The 15,470-nt window shown below is 54.3% G+C and carries 13 protein-coding genes; 7 read left to right on the forward strand and 6 right to left on the reverse strand.

Annotation, left to right across the window (positions count from 1 at the left end):
* A partial coding sequence (gene emtA, locus GTGU_RS01680; protein WP_038153746.1) for a membrane-bound lytic murein transglycosylase EmtA occupies positions 1 to 533 on the forward strand: 533 nt, incomplete at its 5' end.
* A 6-nt stretch (positions 534 to 539) separates the two neighbouring features.
* On the opposite strand, the gene ycgR is transcribed toward emtA, so the two are convergent.
* Entirely contained in the window at positions 540 to 1,271 is a 732-nt protein-coding gene (ycgR, locus tag GTGU_RS01685; RefSeq protein ID WP_038153747.1) for a flagellar brake protein YcgR, read from the reverse strand.
* A 201-nt stretch (positions 1,272 to 1,472) separates the two neighbouring features.
* Between ycgR and GTGU_RS01690 the strand changes: the two genes are divergently transcribed.
* Positions 1,473 to 1,727: a GlsB/YeaQ/YmgE family stress response membrane protein gene (locus GTGU_RS01690; protein WP_038153748.1), complete on the forward strand. Its 255-nt coding sequence runs from the start codon at positions 1,473 to 1,475 to the stop codon at positions 1,725 to 1,727.
* A 48-nt stretch (positions 1,728 to 1,775) separates the two neighbouring features.
* Here the strand turns inward: GTGU_RS01690 and GTGU_RS01695 are convergent, their stop codons facing one another.
* Complete coding sequence (locus GTGU_RS01695) at positions 1,776 to 3,473, reverse strand: alpha,alpha-trehalase (protein ID WP_038153750.1); 1,698 nt, start codon at positions 3,471 to 3,473, stop codon at positions 1,776 to 1,778.
* 236 nt (positions 3,474 to 3,709) lie between these two features.
* On the opposite strand from GTGU_RS01695, the gene dbpA reads away from it, so the two are divergent.
* Positions 3,710 to 5,083, forward strand: coding sequence for an ATP-dependent RNA helicase DbpA (dbpA, locus tag GTGU_RS01700; RefSeq protein ID WP_038153751.1), 1,374 nt, complete (start codon positions 3,710 to 3,712; stop codon positions 5,081 to 5,083).
* A gap of 69 nt (positions 5,084 to 5,152) precedes the next feature.
* On the opposite strand, the gene GTGU_RS01705 is transcribed toward dbpA, so the two are convergent.
* On the reverse strand, positions 5,153 to 6,574 hold the full coding sequence (locus tag GTGU_RS01705) for a DASS family sodium-coupled anion symporter (protein WP_038153755.1): 1,422 nt from the start codon (positions 6,572 to 6,574) through the stop codon (positions 5,153 to 5,155).
* A gap of 35 nt (positions 6,575 to 6,609) precedes the next feature.
* The gene (locus tag GTGU_RS01710; protein WP_038153756.1) at positions 6,610 to 7,962 is read right to left on the reverse strand and encodes a class-II fumarase/aspartase family protein; all 1,353 of its coding nucleotides are present in this window, start codon (positions 7,960 to 7,962) and stop codon (positions 6,610 to 6,612) included.
* A gap of 218 nt (positions 7,963 to 8,180) precedes the next feature.
* Between GTGU_RS01710 and GTGU_RS01715 the strand changes: the two genes are divergently transcribed.
* From GTGU_RS01715 to GTGU_RS01725, 3 genes are all read left to right on the forward strand, one after another.
* Entirely contained in the window at positions 8,181 to 8,918 is a 738-nt protein-coding gene (locus GTGU_RS01715) for a GntR family transcriptional regulator (protein WP_038153757.1), read from the forward strand.
* A gap of 301 nt (positions 8,919 to 9,219) precedes the next feature.
* On the forward strand, positions 9,220 to 10,413 hold the full coding sequence (locus GTGU_RS01720; RefSeq protein ID WP_038153758.1) for a zinc-dependent alcohol dehydrogenase: 1,194 nt from the start codon (positions 9,220 to 9,222) through the stop codon (positions 10,411 to 10,413).
* A 33-nt stretch (positions 10,414 to 10,446) separates the two neighbouring features.
* Positions 10,447 to 10,941, forward strand: coding sequence for a 2-oxo-tetronate isomerase (locus GTGU_RS01725; RefSeq protein ID WP_051857275.1), 495 nt, complete (start codon positions 10,447 to 10,449; stop codon positions 10,939 to 10,941).
* Between the two features lie 47 nt (positions 10,942 to 10,988).
* Here the strand turns inward: GTGU_RS01725 and gap are convergent, their stop codons facing one another.
* On the reverse strand, positions 10,989 to 11,999 hold the full coding sequence (gene gap, locus GTGU_RS01730) for a type I glyceraldehyde-3-phosphate dehydrogenase (protein ID WP_038153760.1): 1,011 nt from the start codon (positions 11,997 to 11,999) through the stop codon (positions 10,989 to 10,991).
* A gap of 78 nt (positions 12,000 to 12,077) precedes the next feature.
* Entirely contained in the window at positions 12,078 to 13,058 is a 981-nt protein-coding gene (locus tag GTGU_RS01735) for a GlxA family transcriptional regulator (RefSeq protein WP_038153763.1), read from the reverse strand.
* Positions 13,059 to 13,409: 351 nt separating this feature from the next.
* Here GTGU_RS01735 and GTGU_RS26340 point away from each other — a divergent pair.
* A partial coding sequence (locus GTGU_RS26340) for an autotransporter outer membrane beta-barrel domain-containing protein (RefSeq protein WP_038153765.1) occupies positions 13,410 to 15,470 on the forward strand: 2,061 nt, incomplete at its 3' end.

The raw sequence follows: 15,470 nt of genomic DNA on the forward strand, positions 1-15,470 counted from the left end.
GGAACGCTGAAGCGCCGGTTAAACGGGCGATGCAATGGATGCCGATCAGCGAAAAAGCTGGTGCGGCCTGGGGCGTCAGCCCACGCCTTATCACGGCGATCATCGCTGTGGAGTCGGGGGGAAATCCTGAGCTGGTGAGTAAATCCAACGCGGTGGGTCTGATGCAATTAAAAGCCTCCACCGCCGGGCGTGAAGTCTACCGCTATATGGGCTGGAAAGGGCAACCCTCGACCAGCGAGCTGAAAAACCCGGAACGTAATATTTCGATGGGGACCGCTTACCTGAGCATTCTGGAACATGGCGTGCTGGCGGGCATTAAAGACCCGGAAGTGATGCAGTATGCGCTGGTGGTGTCGTATGTTAACGGCGCGGGTGCGCTGCTGAGAACCTTCTCTTCTGACCGTAAAGAAGCGATCGAAGAGATTAACGACCTCGACGCAGATGAGTTTTTTGAACACGTTGTCAAAAAACACCCCGCGCCGCAGGCGCCTCGCTATATCTGGAAAGTCCAGCAGGCGATGGATGCGATGTAATTATCGTTAACGCACTTTACTGGCGCGTTCGCGCGCCTCACGCTCCAGTCCGAAGATAATACGCTGGAGCGTACGCTCCGCTGCCGGGTTTACGTTCAGAAAGCGGAAACTCAGACGCGGGGTGCTGATGGTTTCATTTTTGCCATCGACCACTTTATGCGCAGTGATGGCAATCAACTGCGCATCAAACTGAAATGTCCCCCAGTCGCCCATATCGAGCTGAAGCTGCGGGATTTGCATGCCGACCTGCAGACCGGCAGTTGTTTTGCTTTCCAGCAATGCCCCCATGCCACCGAGTGAAAGGTCGCACAGCCGGCAGCGAAGCTCGCTGTTATCTGGCAATCGCGCTGTGCAGAGATAAACCGGGTGCAGAGGCGCCGCAATACGAAAGAACTCTCTGCGCTGTACAAACCACAACGATGGCGGTACGGGAGCGGTGAACGCCGGGAGCGACAGGTAATCGACAGTTACCAGTCGGGGCAGGGTAAATTCGACTTTCGCCCCTTTGGTTTCTGCATCTATCAGGAAATTTTCAGCCTGTTGTGCCGCCAGGTTTTCCTGTTCCTGACTGCCGAAGTCAATGATCAGCGCTTCCGCCGTGACTGACAGAATACGGCTAATGAACTGGCCAGAAGCCCACGAGACGCGAAGCGGAACCTGATCTTTATGCAGATCACGAAGGACGTTTAATACTGCCAGCGGACTTACTTTCAGGAATTGCTCGTTGTAATGACTCACACCAAATCGCTCCAGGTGACAGATTCTCGCATCGTTATCGGCACCCGTCGGAGGAACTTAAGACAAATAAGTGAAAAAAGTGAAATTCAATAAATAAATGCGACGCCAGCCGGATATTCCAGTGCAATTACCTATACTTGAAGCATTGAGGCAGGGGATGTTGACCTGCATCTGGACAGTTTTTTCCTGGAGGTGGTTATCATGGGCATTATTACCTGGATCGTGTTCGGACTTATCGCGGGTGTCATCGCCAAGTTGATTATGCCGGGGCGGGATGGCGGGGGATTCATCCTCACCTGCATCCTCGGGATTGTCGGTGCGGTGGTGGGAGGCTGGTTAGCGACCATGTTCGGTATTGGAGGCAGCATCACAGGCTTTAATTTGCAGAGCTTCCTGGTGGCCGTCGTTGGCTCCATTGTCGTCTTGCTGGTGTTCCGGCTGCTACGGCGGGAATAAGCAAAAATAACGCGAACGGGCAGCCAGTGGCTGCCCGTTTTTTTAAGATTACTGCGCCGTTGTCGCGGCCTGTTTCTCTGTTTGTGCTGCAGGGCGCGTTTGCGGAACGCTGTCGCACGGGTTTGCTTTCGGACATACCAGATCCAGCATTTTCAACGTTACGCCATTAGTCCAGCCGAAACCGTCCTGCAGCGGATATTCCCCGCCGCCACCGCCCGTGCCAGTGGTGGTGATGTCGTATTTTTCGACCAGCTTCTGTTCACGATCATAAGTGTGCTGAACGTTGGTCAGGAAGCGCCAGGTCACGTCCATGGCTATCTTATCTTGTCCGTAATTCTGCAAGCCTTCTGTTGCTACCCACTGCAACGGCGCCCAGCCGTTTGGCGCATCCCATTGCTGCCCACTGTTCACCGTCGTGGTGCTGATTCCGCCCACTTTCAGCAGATTGCGCTCGGCGGCGCTGGCGACTTTGGCCGCATGTTCGCGGGACGCAGCATTTACAAACAGTGGATACAGCGCTGCGGCGGTCAGTTGATTACGTACTTTGTGACTTTTCAGATCGTAATCGGCATACCAGCCCTCTTTTTCATTCCACAGGTGTTTTTCCATGGCGCTCTGGCGGGCGCTGGCGAGGGATTCATAGCGCGCGGCTTTGTCGTTGTCTCCCGCGGCTTTGCTGGCGGTGGCGATCATTTTCTCCATTTTGAACATCAGCGCGTTGAGATCAACCGGCACGATGCTGGTGGTGCGAATGGTGCCAAGCTGCTGTGGGTTGTCCATCCAGCGGGAGCTGAAATCCCAGCCTGACGCGGCAGCTGAACGCAGGTCACGGTAGATATCGGTGGCCGGGCGATTCGGATTGCTTTTCGCCGTGTTGACATCATCCAGCCAGGATTCCGGGCGCGGTGTATCGCGATCATCCCAGTAGCGGTTGAGTAGCGAACCATCTTCCAGTTTAACGACGCGTTTACTGGCCTGGCCCGCTTGCAGGGCATCCGCGCCTTCCATCCAGTAGGCGTGCTCTTTCTCCATCTGCGGCAGGTATTTTTTCAGCGCATCGTCGCCGTCATGCGTCGCCAGCAGTTCCACCATCAGCGAAAAGAAGGGTGGCTGCGAGCGACTCAGGTAGTAGCTGCGGTTGCCGTTCGGAATATGGCCCCATGAATCCAGTTCATAGGCAAAGTTATCGACCATATCTTCGATCTTGTCCCAGTGATCGCTTTCCGCCAGGCCGAGCATGGTGAAGTAGCTGTCCCAGTAATAAACTTCACGAAAACGTCCGCCGGGCACCACATACGGCTTCGGCAGCGGGAGCAGGGAATCCCATTTTTCAGCGCTGTCAGTGGTGCGAGTTAACACCGGCCATAATCCGTCAATGTGCTCGCGCAGGGTCTGATCCTTCGGCGGCACATACTTCTCTTTCTCCTGCGGCAGGGTAAAGTTCACCTCGACAAAATGGCGCAGGTCAAAACTGGTCTGGTTTTTTTGCATCCGGTAGTCCGCGAGGATCATCAGCGGATCGCTCTTCGGTATCGCGTCGGCAAACGTTTTTTGATCGGGGAATAATTTGGCGCTCTGGATATCGTTAAACAGGGGCCCCAGCAGGATATCCGGCGGCGGCGTCGGTGCTGCAGGCGCGTCTTGTGCCAGTGCTGAGAAAGTTGTCATGCTCAAAAGCGCACCACCGAGCGCCATCCGCAGCGCGAATGCGATAGCCTCCGGACGGCGCAGTGCAGATATCGTCATCGTTAGTCTCCTGTCATAGGCTGAATAGTTTGACCGCTGGGATCAACCATCTGAAAACCTTAGACGAATTTCCGCCTTTGCGTCGGGCTTAATTATCATTTTGCGGATTTCCGGACACTTTACGGTGGCGAAAAAAGAAAACCACTGCGGATACGAGTGAACAGGATGTTATCATTGCCGCCAGCTCGCTGGCGTAACACGCCGGGGACTCCTTTATCTATATTGAGAATAATGCCGTGACCTCTTTTGCTGAATTAAACGCCCTCCCTGCAGAACAACTTACCAACCTTAACGAACTGGGTTACGAGACCATGACTCCGGTACAGGCGGCGTCGCTGCCGGCGATCCTCGCGGGGAAAGATGTCCGGGCGCAAGCAAAAACCGGTAGCGGCAAAACTGCTGCGTTCGGGCTTGGTCTGCTTCAGCACATCGATGCCAGCCAGTTTCTCACTCAGTCGCTGGTGCTGTGCCCGACCCGTGAACTGGCCGATCAGGTGGCGAAAGAGCTACGTCGCCTGGCGCGCTATATGCCCAACATTAAAGTGCTGACGTTATGCGGCGGGCTGCCGTTCAGCGTGCAGCGCGATTCGCTGACTCATGCGCCGCACATTATTGTGGCAACGCCGGGACGACTGCTGGATCACCTGAAAAAAGAGACCGTCAGACTGGACGCCCTGCAGACACTGGTTTTGGATGAAGCCGACCGGATGCTCGACATGGGGTTTGCGGAGGCCATTGATGAGGTGATTGCGTACGCTCCGGCGAAGCGCCAGACGCTGCTCTTTTCCGCCACCTGGCCTGCGGCGATTGCCGCCATCAGCGGGCGTATTCAGCGTGATCCGCTGACCGTTGAAATCGACACTGTGGATGAACTGCCTGCGGTCGAGCAGCTGTTTTTTGAAGTGCCGCGCGGCGGTAAGCTCAGCCTGCTGCAGAAACTACTGAGCCAGTATCAGCCTGCCTCCTGCGTGGTGTTCTGCAATACCAAAAAAGATTGTCAGGCTGTGTACGATGCACTGACCGCCAGCCAGCAGAGCGTGCTGGCGCTGCATGGCGATATGGAACAGCGCGACCGTGATCAGACGCTGGTTCGTTTTGCCAACGGCAGTTGCCGGGTGCTGGTGGCGACCGATGTCGCTGCGCGTGGTCTGGATATCAAAGCCCTTGAGATGGTGATCAACTATGAGCTGTCCTGGGATCCGGAAGTACACGTCCACCGCATCGGCCGGACCGCGCGGGCAGGGGAGAGCGGGATGGCGATAAGCTTCTGCGCCCCCGAAGAGGCGCAGCGCGCCAACGTGCTGGAAGAGATGCTGAATATCAAACTTCACTGGCAAGCTGTGCCAGCAGGCATCAGCATCGCGCCGCTGGAGGCGTCAATGGAAACGCTGTGTATTGATGGTGGCAAAAAAGCTAAAATGCGCCCTGGCGATATTCTTGGCGCGCTGACCGGCGATATGGGACTTGATGGTGCAGACATCGGCAAAATCGATATTCACCCGATCCACGCGTTTGTGGCGGTAAAGCGCGCGGTGGCGCGTGATGCCTGGAAGCAGTTACAACAGGGCAAGATTAAAGGCAAATCGGTGAAGGTGAGGTTGCTGAAATAACGCGTCGTCGCATTGTGCTACAGGCACAATCACCGGTAATACGTGATTGTGCCTGCCCATCTTTCATACTCAGTAATAGCCCAGCAATTTCCACCACAACATGCCGACAATAAAGGTCAGCGCGACGTTAAAGGTGACCACCACCAGGTTGATTTTGTAAAACGTTGCCCGGTCGAAATAGCCCTGCCCGAAGTAAATCGGCCCCGGCCCCCCGCCATATTCCGTATTCCCCCACATCAGGTTACTGAAAATACCGAAGCAGATTGCGACCATCATCGGCGGTGCGCCTGCCGCAATGGCTGTCGCGACGAACGGGGCGTACAGCGCCGCCACATGCCCGGAGGCGGTGGCAAAGAGATAATGGACGTAGATATACAGCAGCCCGAGTACCACAAACGCGGTCATTGGGCCGAAACCCTGAATCGCACCGTCTAACTGCTGCGTCATCCACTTAATAAAGCCGAGCCCTTCAAGCCCGCTGGCGAGACTGATGATCACGCTGAACCAAATGACCGTGTCCCAGGCCGCGTGATCGCTGAGCAGGGCTTTCCACTCCACGGCGCGGGTGGCGAACAGGTAGGCTGCCAGACCCAGCCCAACGGCGGTTGCCGACAGGCCAGTGATCAAACTGGTTCCCCAGCCAATCAGGGCGAGAATAAAGCCAATAGCCACTTTCTTCTCAGCGCTGCTCATCGCACCCAACGCCTGCAACGAACGCTTGCCCATCTCTTTGGCTTCCGGCGTCTTTTTCAGTTCCGGATTCAGCATCTTATAAATGAGCAACGGCGCTAACATGAAGCAGACCATCGCCGGAACCACGGCCGCGACAAACCAGCCGCCCCAGGAGATCTCAATGCCCAGCGTTGATTTTGCCAGGCTGCCGACCAGCGGGTTAGCCGCCATCCCGGTCAGGAAGATGGCACCGGTGATCGGCGTGAACTGGAAACAGACCATGGTCAAAAAGTTGCCGATGCGTTTGCCGGTTTCGCCGGGCGCGGAGCCGAGCACATCGTTAATCGAGCGGGCGATCGGGAAGATAATCCCCCCGGAACGCGCCGTCACCGATGGCATGGCAGGCGCCATGATCAAATCCGACACGCCGAGTGAATAGGCGATCCCGAGGCTGCTGCCGCCAAACAGCGACAGCATTTTATAGGCGATGCGTTTGCCGAGACCGGAGGTGACAAAGCCCAGTGACAGCACATAAGCGCAGAAAATGAGCCACACCGTCCCGCTGGCAAACCCCGATAGCGCTTTCGCCTCCGGCAGGGTTTTACTGAAAATCACCACGCAAATCGCGATGAGCATTACCGCTCCGGACGGGAGCGGCTGGGTCAGGATTGCCGCAATGGTGGCGGCAAAAATGGCAAACATATGCCACGCCTGCGGTGTTAAACCTTCCGGTGCCGGCCAGAACCAGATAATGGCACCGATGGCCAACGGCACACCGAAAGCAATAATGGATTTTCCCCTGGATGAAACAGATGACATGATCATCTCCTCATGCTAATGGTCATTGACCTAGATTAGTGGCGTCCGGCAGATTTCGCGAGGACCTGATCCACCATCTGTGGTGCCATGCCCAGATAATTCGCCGGATCAGTGAGGCGCTCAATCAGTTGCGGATCCAGACGGCTTGAGACGCCAGGCATGGCGTTGAGCACGTCTGCCAGACGACCGCCTTTTTCGTTTACTACGCGACAGGCGTCGTACACCACGTCATGCGCATCCTGGCGACCAATGTAAGGGGCCAGCCCCATCATGACGGCTTCGGCCACAATAAGACCTTTGGTCATATCAAGATTTCTGGCCATCGCTTTCTCATCAACGATTAAGCCATCGAGCATGAACTTCGCCTGATGCAGCGCCCCGGCAGCCAGCACGAAGCTTTCCGGGATGGCTATCCACTCGGCATGCCACGGACCGGTCGCGCGTTCGAGATCCTGTACCATCGCGTCGAGCATCAACCCGGCGTGCTGGCGAACCCCTTTGGCGCAGGCGAGCATCAGTTCGCTGGAGATCGGGTTGCGTTTCTGCGGCATGGTGCTGCTGGCACCGCGGCCCTTCACAAACGGCTCATACAGTTCGCCAAACTCGTTGGCGGCAAGCAGCATCACGTCATAGGCGATTTTGCCGAGCGACCCGGTGATCACCCCGAGCAGATTCACCGCTTCGGCAAAACCGTCGCGCGCGACGTGCCAGGTGGAAGCAGGAACGCCAAGGCCGAGCTCTTCCATCATCGCTTTTTGCACTGCGAGGCCTTTATCGCCCAGAGACGCCAGTGTGCCTGCCGCCCCCGCGAATTCGCCTACCAGTACGCGAGGACGCGCCTGTTCCAGCCGTTCGGCGTGACGGTCAAACATGTCCAGCCAGATAGCGGCTTTGTAACCGAAGGTAATGGGGAGTGCCTGCTGCAGATGGGTACGGCCTGCCATTGGTGTGTCGCGGTAGCGTTGCGCCAGCCCGGCGAGAATGCCGCGCAGTTCGCGGATATCGGCCTCGATAAGGTCAAACGCGTCGCGGATCTGCAGAACGACAGCGGTATCCATGATGTCCTGGGTAGTGGCGCCCCAATGGACGTAACCGCCCGATGCGCCCGCCTGTTTTGAGATCTGATGGACCAGAGGAAGGATAGGGTAGCCGACAATCTCGGTTTCGTGACGCAGCAGGTCAAAATCCAGTGTGTCGGCATTGCATTTTTCAGCGATTTCTTTTGCGGCATCCTGCGGGATGACGCCACAGCGCGCTTCAGCTTTCGCCAGCGCGACTTCTACTTCAACGTATTTGCGGATAAGTTCGTGATCATCAAAGATGGCGCGCATCGCAGGCGTGCCGAAAGAATCCCTGAACAGGACGGAATCGAGTACAGTGGAAGCCATAAAACCCCCTTTTGGCCGGGATAGTGATAGACTGCCGGTCAGCCGATATCCAGATGACATGCCGGCATGCTCCATGCATCATGCTAAATGTCTGGACATTGCTATAATGTACGTACATTTAGAATGTACGTACATTTTATAATGACCGTACATTTGGAAGGGAAGATCTCATTCCTGGTTTTGTGATAACGATCGGTAATTTTAGAAGAACAATGGCGATGAAAGAGTCTCTGTACCAACGTATTGCCCGTGAGCTGGCGGCGGATATTGCCTCAGGCAAATACCCTGCAGGTTCGCAGTTTCCGACGGAAAAAGAGCTATGCGAAGCCTACCTGGTCAGCCGTCACACTGTACGTGAAGCGCTGCGAAGCCTGACGGAGCAGGGGTTGATTTCGCGACGCAAAGGGGCGGGGACGCACGTCACCGACAGCCCTGATGAGAAATCGCAGGACCATCCACTGGCCTATCTGGAAGATTTGCTGGTGCTGGCCCGCAACAACCTGCGGGTGGTTAAAAAGGTGGATGAGATTGTGGCGGACATTGAGCTGGCGCAGGTCATCGGTTGCCCACCGGGGTCACGCTGGCTGCATATCGCCAGTATTCGTGAAGACGCCCAGAAGCGCGATGCGCCGATTTGCTGGACCGACAGTTACGCCAGTACGACTTACAGCAAACTGCGTCAGCTGGTTCGCAGTGATCCCCATGCGCTGATAAGCGATCTGATTGAAGAACACTATGGCATTCGCAGCCAGGAAGTGCATCAGACCATCACTGCGGTAGGAGTGCCGGCAAAAATGGCGAAAGTATTGGGCGTTGAAACCGGCTCACCAGCGCTGCGCATTGTGCGGCGTTATATCGACCGTCAGGGCGACACTTTCGAAACCACTGTTTCGGTGCATCCCGCCGGGCGCTATACCTGTTCGCTGGTACTGAAGCATCTGTCAGCAGAAGAGTAAATATAAAAGAGAGAGCCTTAAGTGACGCGGGAGATATTTCACCGTTTCGCTTAAGGCTCTTTTTTTATATCTAACGGTACGGGTACTCTTGAAGCCCGATTATTGTTCTATCCTTTCAGTTCCTGCTTTTTTATTTTTACGAGTTCAGGTTCATGGGTAGCATAATTCTCGGAAAGCGTTCAATAAATCGGAGTAATAGAGTTTTCATCAATATCCCATATTTAGTTGTAAACCGCAGAACGCGACGTAATTGCTGTCTCCATACCTGGTCTCGCTTATACCATTAACGGGAGAATAGCTTATGAAAGCACTGACTTACCATGGTCCGCATAATGTCAGCGTCGATACCACCCCTGACCCGGGATTAGCAGCCACTGATGATATTATTCTTCGCGTCACTGCCACCGCCATTTGTGGTTCTGATCTGCATCTCTATCGTGGGAAAATACCTGGGACCAGTCATGGTGATATTTTTGGTCACGAGTTTATGGGCGAGGTCGTCGAGACCGGGCCGGACGTGAAAGCGGTCAGCAAAGGCGATCGCGTGGTGATCCCATTTGTTATCGCCTGTGGCGACTGTTTTTTCTGCCGTTTACAGCAATACTCAGCCTGTGAAAACACTAACAGCGGCAAGGGTGCGGCGCTGAACCGTAAAAATATTACGCCGCCTGCCGCGCTATTTGGTTACAGCAGTCTCTATGGTGGCGTGCCTGGCGGTCAGGCGGAATATGTCCGTGTACCGAAAGCCAATACAGGCCCGTTTAAAGTGCCGGACAATCTGCCAGATGAAAAAGTGCTGTTCCTTTCCGATATTCTCCCCACCGCCTGGCAGGCGGTGAAAAACGCCGAAATTAAACCAGGCTCCAGCGTGGCGATTTACGGCGCCGGGCCAGTAGGATTGTTGTCGGCAGCCTGCGCACGGCTCAACGGCGCGGAACAGATTTTCATCATCGATCACAATGATTACCGGCTGGCGTTCGCTCAGCAGCGTTATGGTGCCATCCCGATTAACTTCGATAAGAACGACGATCCGGCGGCGTGGATCATCGAAAACACGCCGGGCAATCGCGGCGTGGATGCAGTCATTGATGCGGTTGGGTTTGAAGCAAAAGGCAGTCTCACCGAAACGGTATTGAGTACGCTTAAAATTGAAGGCAGCAGCGGAAAGGCGATTCGCCAGTGTATTGCCGCCGTACGGCGAGGCGGGATTGTCAGCGTGCCGGGGGTTTACGCCGGATTCATCCACGGGTTTATGTTCGGAGACGCCTTTGATAAAGGGTTGACGTTTAAGATGGGCCAGACACATGTCCATGCATATCTGCCGGATTTACTGAAACTTATTGAACAGGGTCATCTCACGCCGGAAGAGATAGTAACGCATCATATGCCACTTGAAGACGCCGCGCGAGGCTATGAAATTTTCGAAAAACGCCAGGAGGAGTGCCGCAAGGTGATACTGGTTCCGGGGATGTCCGCAGAAGAAGCGACGATGTGAGCCGCCCTTTCATTTCATTCACTGAGGTTATTTATGTCAACACCTTCATTTGCGGTCGCCAGTGAACTGGGACGCGTACTGGTAGCAAAACAATTGCAGCTGGCAACTGCGGAATCCTGCACTGGCGGACTGATTGCGTCGGCATTATGTGCCGCCGACGATACCCCTTCGTTTTATGGCAGCGGGTTTATTACCTATACGGATGACGCCAAAATCACCCTGCTTGGCGTCAGTCGTGAGACGATACGGACGTTTACCGCGGTGAGTGAACAGACGGTACGAGAGATGGCGGCAGGCGCAAAACAGCGCTCCGGGGCGGATGTCAGTCTGGCAGTGAGCGGGTACGCCGGACCGGATGGCGGTGAGGACGGAACGCCAGCCGGAACCGTGTGGTTTGCATGGCAACTGGCTCAGGATGAGATTCATACCAGCGTAAAGCGTTTTGATGGCGACAGCGAGTCGGTACTTGCACAGGCCACCAGTTACGCCATGGCGGCGCTGATATTATTACTGGCTGAGTATGTGTAATCCGCCATCCTGTTAAAAAACCACGCCGGAGCGTGGTTTTTTATCGCTTAGCTGTCGCGCCGGGCCATCAATTGTGCCAGGTCTACCAGGCGGTTTGAGAATCCCCATTCGTTATCATACCAGGCGAGAATTTTGACCATATTGCCGCCAATCACCAGGGTCGACAGGCCATCAATGATCGACGAACGTGGATCGCCCTGGTAATCGCTGGAGACCAACGGTTCGTCACTGTAGCCGAGAATGCCTTTCAGCGGCCCGGAAGCGGCGGCGTTGCGGAACGCGGCATTGACCTCTTCTGCCGTCACATCACGTTCCAGCGTCACGGTAAGGTCAACGATCGACACCACCGGAACCGGCACACGCAACGAGTAACCTGTCATTTTGCCATCCAGCTCGGGGATCACTTTCCCCAGAGCTTTAGCGGCACCGCTGGAGTAGGGCACAATCGACAGCGCAGCAGCACGCGCACCACGTAAATCTTTTTCCGGCTGATCGTGCAGCGCCTGGCTATTAGTATAAGCGTGGGTGGTGTTCATCAGACCGTGCTTAATACCGAAATTCTGATGAAGGACTTGCGCGGCAGGCGCGAGACCGTTGGTGGTGCAACTGCCATTGCTGACAACATAGTGTTTCTTTGGATCGTACAGGCCGTCGTTTACACCCATCACAATCGTCAGATCGTCGTTTTTACCGGGTGCGGAGATGATGACGCGTTTCGCACCACCATGCTCAATATGCACGGCGGCTTTGGCGCGATCAGTGAAAAAACCGGTTGCTTCGATAACGATGTCCACACCCGAATCCCGCCACGGAATATTCGCCGGGTCGCGTTCGCTGAACACGGTGATTGACTGAGCGCCCACGCGGAGTTGCCCTTCAGCGGCGGAAACGTCTTCCTTCAGCGTACCGAGCAGGGAATCATATTTCAGCAGGTGAGCCAGCGTTTTGCTGTCTGTCAGATCGTTAATCGCTACGATCTGCAGATTGTCATTACCCAGCGCCGCGCGCAGCACGTTGCGTCCGATCCTGCCGAAACCATTAATACCGACCTTAACCATGATCAACTCCTTCATTGTTGTCTCTGGTTTTACTGTAGGTCTGGCAGCTTTTGGCGTAAATGACAAAAAAGGATCACTTTACGCCATTTTACGGATATGAAAACGCTGGCGATATTCGCCTGGTGTCAGGTTGAGCTGCTTTTCGAAGAGGCGACGCAGGTTTATGCTGCTGCCGAAACCGGTCTGTTCGGCGATTTTATCCAGGGTATCGCTGGTTTGCTCAAGCCGTTGCCGCGCGGCGGCAAGACGCGCTTCGGCGACATAACGCGCCGGTGAAGCACCGGTTTCGCGGGTAAAAACGCGAGTGAAATTACGTGGACTCATGGCGACTTTTTCTGCCAGTTTCTCCACACAAAGGTCAGCGGTGATGTTGTCGAGGATCCACGTCAGCAACTCGTTAATTGGCCCGGAACTGCTGGTTTGCGTCAGGTTAAAGCGGCTGAACTGTAGTTGCCCGCCGGGGCGGCGCAGATACATGACGAAGTCCTGCGCGATGTCGCGGGCGAGGCTGAAACCATAATCCTCTTCCACCAGTGCCAGTGTCAGGTCAAAACCAGAGCTGACCCCGCCGGAGGTCCAGATATTACCGTCCTGGATGTACAGCGGCCCGCCTTCAACATTCACGTCAGGAAAGGCGGCTTGCAGAGTGTCAAGCAGCCGCCAGTGGGTGGTGGCGCGCCTGCCATTCAGCAGGCCAGTTTGCGCCAGCAATAACGCGCCACCGCAGACAGACGCGATGCGACGGGCATGAGGCGCGGCGAGGCGCAGCCAGTCGACAACCGCTGTGCCTTCATGCGCATTCTGGCCCCTGCCGGTGATGATAATGGTGTCGAGCGGCTCGCGTGGATCCAGTTCATGAAGACGATGATCGGCAAGCAGATTTAACCCCGACTGACCGTGGATCACCTGATGCGGCTGCGTGGTGGCGAGAGTGACCTGATAACGAGGATGCGTTAACCCATCTGCTTGCAGTTGGTTAGCCTGCGTCAGAATGTCGGCGATCCCGGCTGATTCGAACAGCATCCCGCCATCAGGGACGATAATAAGGATTTTCTTCATGTCCTGAAAAGTAAACCTTTAACAGAATAAGTCAACCCCGAACGATGAACGTGTCAGCCATGTTCCATGTTCCTGTTCTTATTTATTATGAAATAACCTTTTCCCGTACGAAAAGATATCTTAAATCCTTCACATTTTTTCTGAAATTTAGCTCTGGTTTCTTCTAATATTGGTTATTTCCAGCATTAAATAATTTAAATGTGGTTATTTAATGTATTTTATACCGCCTTATTTTTATATCTGGATTATTAATCTGGTCCGATGAATAAGGTCATTTCATTTGCCTCAATAACTCAAACATGGAGAATTAATACTTAATCGACGGCTTACTTTATTGTGAAAGATATAAGCATGAAATATTTTAAATTAAGTACTACAGCATTGTTAATTAGCAGCATTCTGGTTGCAGGGAGTGCTAATGCAGAAATTCACAATGAAGATGGTGTTATTTCCGGGAGTGGTATTATAGACGCTGGTGGCGTTTATAATATTATCGGTACTGTAGGTGAAAATAATACTATTTCTGTTGCGAACAATGGCAGTGTCACCGTAAATCATAATGGTGGCTCACCGATGGTCTATGGCTTTGGTGAGCTTGAAGAAGGCGATTTTCTGCTGACCAGCGGCTCCGTTGTGGTCGGCAACAGCGGCAAGATTGACCTCGGCTCAGGTTCCACTGTGAATACTGCTTATGGGGATCTGATCGAAGGCGTTTACCCATCACGGCCAGATATCGCACTGGATCAGGATTATGCGTTTGTCTTTGGCGTGGGCGTCGTTGAAGTTGGCGGAAGTAGTGATGCTTACCTTGCGAAAGCCGGGAATATTACCGCAGATAACCTGACGGTGAATATAAGCCACCAGCGCGCAGATAAATTTGTCGTCGGTATCCATGGCGATAAAGCGACGGCGACATTGGATTTTACCGGTTTAACCACGGTGAATACCACTGCACTCGCTGAAAAAGGCAAAGCGTTTGGTATTTATGCAAAAATGGGGACGCAGGTTATAGCCGAAGATTTAAATTTGACCAGCAAAGGTCGGGAATATGCCGTGGGCATAGCTTCTGAATCCGAGCAGGAAAATGCCCGTTCACTCGTTGTTTATAACAATGCCGTGGTCAACTCGGTTGCCGATGAGTATGCCGATGGTATCAACACGACAGGCGGTGACATTGAAGCGCTGGGAGATACGCAGGTGACTGTCACTGCCAATCAAACCGGTGGTGTGACGTCAGGGATCTGGGTATCCGATGGGCAGTACGGCATCGATGTAGATTCACATTTCACGGCGAAAGGTAAAACCTCTCTGGTATTAAACGCCGGGGCTGATGGTACGATCCTTCATGGGGCAGAATCCATGGGGTCGTCAGAATTAACCACCAACGATCTGACCATTGAGATGGACAGTCAGGGACATCAGCAAACTGAAGGCACAGGTTTATTTGCTACAAAAGAAGACGCGCAGGCTCCGGGGCGCGTGGTGATCAATGGTAAACTGAACATTGATGCCACGGATACTACTCGCAACGGCACCTGGCACTACATTCAGGCGAATAAAGGTGGCGACATTGCGCTGAAGGGTGAAATTCAACTGGGTACCAATTACAACGACCCGGATGCAACAGCGATACTGGCAGAAAACGCAGATTCTCGCGTCACGACAACGGGGCAGAAAATGCAGGTTGTCGGTACCATTGAAGCGAAAGATTCCGCGCTGATAGATTTGAATGCCAGGGACAGTTCCCGTTTTGTCGGTGGCTTTGCAACCAGCACCGATGCCATAAACAATCTGGCGCTGTCAGGTGAGTCTGTCTGGGATATGACGAAAGATTCTCAACTGACCAACCTGACGTTGGATGCATCGACGGTGAACTTCATGCATACCGCGACTCAGAGCCAGAGAATGACGCGTGATGCGGCAACGTTTAAGACGCTGACGGTCGACAATGATTATACAGGTAACAACGGTAATCTGGTCATGAACACGCAGCTTGGCGATGACAGTTCATCAACCGATCGCCTGATCGTGAATGGCAACACCAGTGGCACCACCAACGTGACAGTGCTGAACGCAGGCGGTGCAGGCGGCCTCACTACCGACGGTATTGAACTGATCACCGTTAACGGCAATTCCGCAGGGGAATTCAAACAGAGCGGGCGTATCATTGCTGGTGCCTATGACTATACCCTGCAGCGTGGCGAAGGCCAGAACGCGGCGAACTGGTACCTTAGCAGCGCGCTGTCCCCGGAAGATCCGATTGATCCGGTTGACCCGATTGACCCGATTGACCCGGTTGACCCGGTTGACCCGGTTGATCCGCAAGACCCGGCCGATCCCGTCGTACCGCAAAATCCGGTAATACCGCAGAAACCGGCTGAGCCGAAAGAGCACGCGGTACGCCCGGAAGCC

The sequence above is a fragment of the Trabulsiella guamensis ATCC 49490 genome (genome assembly GCF_000734965.1).
GTDB classification, from domain to species: Bacteria; Pseudomonadota; Gammaproteobacteria; order Enterobacterales; family Enterobacteriaceae; genus Trabulsiella; species Trabulsiella guamensis.